The sequence below is a fragment of the bacterium genome (assembly GCA_040755755.1).
Taxonomy (GTDB): domain Bacteria; phylum SZUA-182; class SZUA-182; order DTGQ01; family DTGQ01; genus DTGQ01.
Genome location: JBFLZW010000056.1, coordinates 1 through 6,965, shown reverse-complemented (window position 1 = coordinate 6,965; position 6,965 = coordinate 1). Strand labels below are relative to the sequence as shown.

Annotated in this window: 3 protein-coding genes; all 3 read right to left on the bottom strand. The window is 50.2% G+C overall.

Translation table 11 applies throughout. From position 1 onward, the window contains the following. On the bottom strand, window positions 1-3,592 hold a 3,592-nt coding region (locus AB1611_17410; GenBank protein MEW6381363.1), incomplete at its 3' end, for a beta-ketoacyl synthase N-terminal-like domain-containing protein. A 140-nt stretch (window positions 3,593-3,732) separates the two neighbouring features. Continuing rightward, a complete protein-coding gene (locus AB1611_17405; protein ID MEW6381362.1) occupies window positions 3,733-3,891 on the bottom strand; it encodes a hypothetical protein in 159 nt (52 codons plus the stop codon). Beyond that, on the bottom strand, window positions 3,884-6,965 hold a 3,082-nt coding region (locus AB1611_17400; GenBank protein MEW6381361.1), incomplete at its 5' end, for an SDR family oxidoreductase. The genes AB1611_17400 and AB1611_17405, both read right to left, overlap by 8 nt.

Here is a 6,965-nt window from a genome sequence, read left to right as displayed (position 1 = left end):
GAAGCCCTGAAACCTGGCCCACCGCAACCTGGCCCTGGCTTGTATACGCCCTGGCCGGGCTGATGACGTCCCTGACTGTAACCCAATGCCTTTCTCTGGCAAAAGGGTAGGCAGGCAGAGATATGCGTCTTGGTCTGGCGTTTGGGTATAATAACCCCCATTCCACGTCCACCCCTGATACCCAAAGCCGGGCTAATTTACCAAGTTGCCTGTTACAAAGGGTGGTTTTCAAAAACTCTTCGCCTGCTCTTCCATCGAGCAGAAGCTCAGCTCTCGTTTTATCCTTTTTTACATTACCTTGATACAAATCTTCTTTATCTTCTGCCCCCTGACAGTATTGAGCCAGCTTTTGGATCAGCTCATCCATACTCGATACTATCAAGGCCAGCCGCTCTTCCATGGCCTCCCGGCCCACCTGTAAGGTATAGGCTATTTCAGCCAACTTCATTCTGTCCTGACTGTCCTGACTTTTCTCTTCCGCTCTCTGTCTTTCTAAATAACCGAGGATCCTTTGAGCATAAACTTTTAATCGCTCATCATTTTTGGCCGAAAGCATAATGACGTGTTGCTCCGGGATTTGCTGCTCCGGCCCTGCTGAATCGGAAGCGGGGGGCAGGGCATCGAATTCTTCAAGTATAATATGGGCATAGGCTCCTCCTGCTCCGAATGAGCTGATTCCCGCTCGCCTGGGGTATCGTTTCTCTTCTCCCTGCTGCCCGATAACCGGCTGTTTCCATTCCGCCAATTCGCGTTGAAGATAAAATGGTGTGCCATCGAAATTAATGTGAGGATTCAGTTCTTCCGAGTTGATCGAGGGAACCAGCTGCTTATGCTTCATCTGCAACAGCACTTTCGTGAGCCCTGCTATTCCTGCTGCTGATTCGAGGTGGCCGATGTTCGACTTGACTGACCCAAGAGAGCAATATTGCCTGTCCTGAGCATGCCCTTCTCCCGTATGCTCCTCAAATGCCTTGACTAACCCGGCGATCTCAATGGGATCTCCTAATGACGTCCCCGTGCCATGCGCCTCCAGGTAACTGATTGTCCTTGGGTTTACTCCCGCTCTCTCCAATGCTTTCGATATCAGAGTTGCCTGTGCATTGGGGTTGGGCACGGTATATCCGCTGGTTTTCCCGCCGGAATTGATAAAAGAGCCTTTAATTACCGCATAAATATGATCTCCATCTCTGATTGCCATCTCAAGAGGTTTGAGCAAAACCGCGCCGACTCCCTCTCCATCCACAAACCCGTCCGCTCCGCTCCCAAAGCTCTTGCACCTGTCATCTCCCGCCAGCATATTCATTTTGCATAACTTGACATAATGCAAAGGATGGACAATGAGATTAACCCCGCCGGCAATTGCTGCCTGGCACTCTCCTCTTTTTATACTTTCACAGGCCAGGTGAATGGCGGTCAGCGAGGATGAGCAGGCGGTATCGACAGCCAGACTCGGCCCCTGAAAATTGAAATAATAGGAAACTCTGTTGGCATGTGACCAATGTGAGGAATCGGTCCCCACCGCCTCTCCTGCGGCCCACGCCCCGGCACTGAACCACCCGTAATCGCCGTTCATGACCCCGACAAAGACACCTACCTGGCGGTGGATTTTGTCAAGGTCTTTTCTCGTGTAGCCCGCATCTTCCAGAGTCGCCCATACGGTCTCCAGGAAAAGACGCTCCTGGGGGTCCATCACCTCCGCTTCTCTGGGTGATATGTTGAAAAACAGGGAATCGAACTTATCCACATCCTTGATGAACCCGCCCCACTTGCTATAGTGTTTATCCTTTTTATGCGGGTCAGGATCATAATGCTTCCTCCAGTCCCAGCGATCCTGGGGTATTTCGCTGATGCAGTTACGGCCATTTTTGAGATTTTCCCAATAATCCTCCAGGGTTTCCGCCCCTGGATAGCGGCCGCTCACTCCTATGATGGCTATATCTTTACTTGACTCCTGCTCATGTATCTGATTTGCAGCCTCATCGCCCTTCAGGCGATCATCACTCCTGAAGAGGCTGTCCGCCGTCTCCACGAGCTGTGCTTTTCCTGCCCCTATCTTCCTCCTTAAGACAGGCTCATGTTTTTTGATAAAATAATCCGCCAGGGCATCAACCGACATGTTCTCGAAGAGCAGGGTAGGGGGGAGGCTTCCAAAATCCTTCTCGAACTCCTTGTTAATCTCCATAACCACCAGCGAATCTACCCCGTATTTCTCAAAGGTGGACTGACTGTCCACCTGGCTTTTCGGGACTTTGAGAACCCTGGAAAGCACTGTTTTTACATAATCACGCGCCCCTTCCCGCAAGCTTCCCCCTTCGCTTCCCTTTATTGAGGGAGGAAAAGGAGGAGGGAGAGGGGGGGATTTCCGCATATTCCCGGTGCCCGGCTGATTTGCCGGCCTGCTTTCAGCATGGCTGTCCGTATGGCTGCGGCTGTCCTTACCCGGAGGCTGGCCAAATGGATCATTCTCAAAAACAGCACAGCCATCGCTTTCACCTGCAATCACGTTTTGTCCTGAGCTTTCCTCCGGCATACCGGGAAAACCGAGGGCTCTTATCTGTCGAAACCCACTGGCTTCCAAAACCGCTTTCCACCCGGCAAGATCAAGTAAAGGTGAACCTTTGAGACGATTATCCTCATCCTCGAAGAGCCACCATCCACTGGTCAGGCCAAAGGTTAGGGTGGCGAAACTCTGTACCTGGGTAACTTCGTTTACCATGAACAGGCCATTGGCCTTCAGCAGTTTTTTGATCTGTCTGAGAGTATGATCGATCCTTTTGGTAGTATGAATAACATTGCTGGCCAGGACAATATCTGCACTATTTGGCTTGAATCCCTGCCGTTGAGGATCTTCCTCTATGTTTAAAACCTTAAATTCAACAAAGGGATAATCCTCCCCAAAGATTCTTTTCCCATATTGGGTGAATCCGAGGGAAATATCAGTGTAGAAATAGCGCAATTTCTGACCATACTCATCGATGAGCTTGAGGACAAAAGCACTTGTTCCACCTGTCCCGGCCCCCAATTCAACGATATGAATCTCAGCTTGAGGATCATGCTGGAGTCTTTGCTGAATATATATTTTCACCAGTTGAGCCATGAGAGTATTATAATAATCAGCTACCCTGTTCCCCCGGTAAATGCCCTCGACCAGTGACATGGAGCCCTGAGGAAACATGACCTCCATGTGGTCTTTCCGTCCGGTGAGCACTTCGGGATAGGAGGCCAGGCAAGCGCACAGAAGCCGGATATGGCCTTCTATTCCGGGGAAAGCGGCAAGCAGATGGTTTCTGTGCTCATCCGGATTGTGCAGCATGGCCTGCAGGTCAGCTTCTTCTATTTGGCTGGTGGTAAGGATACGCTGGCCTTCAAGCTGAATGAAGCCTGCCCTGATGAGAATATCCAGGAGCGCATCATACAAGCGAAAATAACCCGGTATTATTTTCAGACGGTCTCTCAGATGGAATTTATCATGACGCTCATCCCCTCTCTGAAAAACTCCCATCCTCTGGAAGGCATCGAGCAATAATACCTGGCCGAACTTCTCAAGCTCACTGAATGCCTGCTGAAATTGCAGTATACTTTCTGTGCTCATTATCAATCACCTCCTTACCAGGTTGTTGCCGGTAAAAGACAAAAGACGAAAGGCAAAAAACAAAAAACACCACAGAGACACAGAGGCACAGAGAAAAACAGGGGAGAAAAACCTCTTGGGTCTCTTGGTTTTCTTGGTTTTTAATCTCTTATTCTCTCACTCTCCCATTCTCTTACACTCTCACACTCATATCTTCTGTGCTTTTCCTCTGTGTACCTCTGTGTCTCTGTGTCTCTGTGGTATCCTTTGCCTTTGCCTTTGTTTTTGTCTTTGCCTTTGTCTTTGCCTTTTTCAGGCATTTATCGCTCCTGGCAATAATTTAACCTGATCGAACATAGCTTCGATAAGCGACGGGATATGCTCAGGGTAAAGCTCCACCTGATGATGCAGATTAACTCCTAATGCCTCCAAAGCCCGATCCTCCGCTTTCATGGCGATAATTTGATCTACGGGATTTCCCAATACCCTCTTTATTGCCTCCATCCCCTCATCAGGCTCGATGGATTTGATGCCATAGGCACCGAGCCGCTTGTTATATTCACCATTGGATACAATACCGACACTTCCCCAATAGCCCCAATTGATAACCTTCACCGGGTAGGGCTTATTCTGATTGAGATATAAGCCGAAAGCATCCTTAAAGGTACAGGCTGAAGCATAGTTGCTCTGCCCGATATTGCCTAAGAATGATTGAAATGATGAGAGGAACAGCATGAAATCAAGGGGCTCCTCCTGCATTACTGCATGCAGAATGATACTGCCTTTGACTTTGGGCTCCAGTGCCTGCCGGAAAGTCTCTTCACTCATATTCCTTAACATCTGATCTTTCAAGACAATAGCTGAATGGATCACTCCATTGATACGGCCAAAATGAGTCTTTGCCTTCTCAACGGCTGCTTTCATACTCTGAAGGTCTGTGGCATCCGCCTGGATATAGAGTACCTGGCCCCCTGTTGATTCGATGTGGGCAAATTTCCCCTTGTGTGCCGCCCCCAATTCACTGCGACCCAATAATACCAGCCGTGCCTGGACTGTCTCTGCCAGATACCGGCTCAACTCAAGCCCGATGCCTCCTGCTCCGCCCAAAATCAGGTAGACACCCTGATGCTGAAATGGTGTTCCGGTTACTGAAGGAAGGGAAATCGGCTCCACCACCTGAACATATCGTTTCCCGTCGCGTATAGCCACCGCTTCCCCCTTCCGGTGAGCAGGCTCTGCCATAATCAAGCTGACCAGACTCTCCAGTTCTTCCCTCGACAGATCCCCTCCCTCCCTGGTTCGCAGGCTGATATCGATAAGGCTGACCTGGGCCGCAGGGAATTCTTTCGCCATTGATCTGGTCAGGCCCTGCAAACTGGCTGAATACGGCCTGATTACATCGCCCGACCTGATTTGATAGACATTGTTGGTGATTACCTTTATCTGGGGGTGGGAATGCTCAAAGAGATTCCGGTTATTCAGTGCCTTGATTAATCTGAAGAGGGAGATTACTCCCTGCTCCTGACTTTCTTCCAGGGCTTTTAAATCCTGGATATCCGATACCGGCTCCTGTATACCTCCAAGGAAGTAAATGACCTTGATGTTATTGAATTGTTCCAGACAACCATCCAAAGCATCAGGATCACCCGTTTTAATCTCCCAATCTCCTGGTGATTCCGGTGAATATTGTTTTGTCTCAGTCCCCAGTTTAAGCTTAAACACCTTATCTTGTGCATGTGCTTGAGCCAAAGACTCCATGAGCCCCTGGCCGCAGGAAGAATATATAATAAGGATACTGGCTCCTGCATCCGCACCGGCTGCCTGGACCGAAGGCGATTGCAATGGCAATGGATCGAGCGGGCTTATTATCCAGCCGGGACGATAGAAGAATCTGTCAGTGGGATTTAGTACATCTCTGAGTAAATCCCTTAATACAACATGGTGAAGCTTGATGCAGACCAGGCCGGTACTATCTAAAATGGCCACGTTGAATTTATTGAATTTATGGTCATCTCCTTCGACAGCCTTTACATATGCGTATCCCTGTGCCTGAAGGGGATTCACGATCTCTACCTCTTCGACGGCAAAGGGCAGCATGAGCTTTCCCTCCTTTTCACCAGAGGCAATGAAAAGCCCTGCCATAGTCTGAAGGGCTCCGTCCAGCAAAGCAGGGTGGAGGGCATAGTGGTTTAATTCGTCTTCGTATCCTGCCGGCATGCTCAGGAGCCCCAGGGCTTCCTGGCTGTCAGCCCAAATCCGGTCAAGGCTCTGGAAATAAGGGCCATAGGTAATACCTATCTCTCTGAGCCCGGCATAGAGCATTGCCTTTTCGATTTGATGTTTGCATCGGGCTTGAATCTCTTCGATGGAGATCCGCTGGGCAACCCTTTGAGATATCCCTTCATGAGGCTGGAATGTCCCCCTGGCATAGGTGGTAAGGGCGTGATCATCCTGGGTGCCCTGTATCTCGAAATGGAGCTGCTCCTGTTCTTTTCTCAGGAAAATCTGGACTTCCTTCTTGTCTTTCAGGATAGCCAGGGGGTATAACCAGGCCACATGAGACAGATTATAGCTTTGACCGTCCTCGATGATAGTTGAGGCAGCAGCGCGAGCCATTTCCAGGTATCCTACTGCCGGGAACAGAGATTGCCCTTTTACCCTGTGATCCTTTACGATCAAATCGGCAGGGTGCAGAGTCTTTTGAAAGGCAAGGCCCTGGTCGAGACTTAACCGGGGGACAATCTTATCGATTAATGGGTGCAATCCTTTGCTGTCCCCGTAACGGGCTCCGGAACCTCCGCTTATCCAATGCCGCTGCCTGGCAAAAGGGTAGGTTGGAAGAGAGATCCGATGGGGGAGGCGGTGTGGAGTCCGGGTTGTATAGAGTAATTTCCAATCCACATCCACCCCCATAGTCCAAAGATGGGCTAATTTGGCAAAATCCCGCTCATAAATAATGGACCGGATAAATTCCTCCCCTGCTTTTTTCCCCAGTATCTGGAAGAGCTTTGCCTGTCCTTTGTGGTCCGCCACATTCCCCCGATACACATTTTCCTCCGCTTCCTCCACCATATTCCCCCGGTACACACTTTCCCTCTCCGCTTCCTCTCTCCCATCTCTCCCTTCCCTCTGGCAGTACCGGGTAAGCTTTTCAACCAGCTCCGTTATGCTTGATACCAGCAGGGCAAGCCGCTCCTCCATGGCCTCCCGTCCCACCTGCAGAGTGTAGGCCAGATCGGTGAGGCTGACCGTATTAGTGGCTTTCCCCAGGAATTCCACCATCTGCTGTGCATAAGCCTTGAGCCTTTCTTCACTCCTGGCTGAGAGCACGATGATCTGCTCATCCTGTTGACCATTCCCCTTGAGGGGGGAGGCTGGGTGGGGGTGATGGTTA

Coding starts and splice junctions, on each gene's coding strand:
- AB1611_17405 (MEW6381362.1), bottom strand. CDS start 3,891: ATGCCTGAAAAAGGCAAAGACAAAGGCAAAGACAAAAACAAAGGCAAA.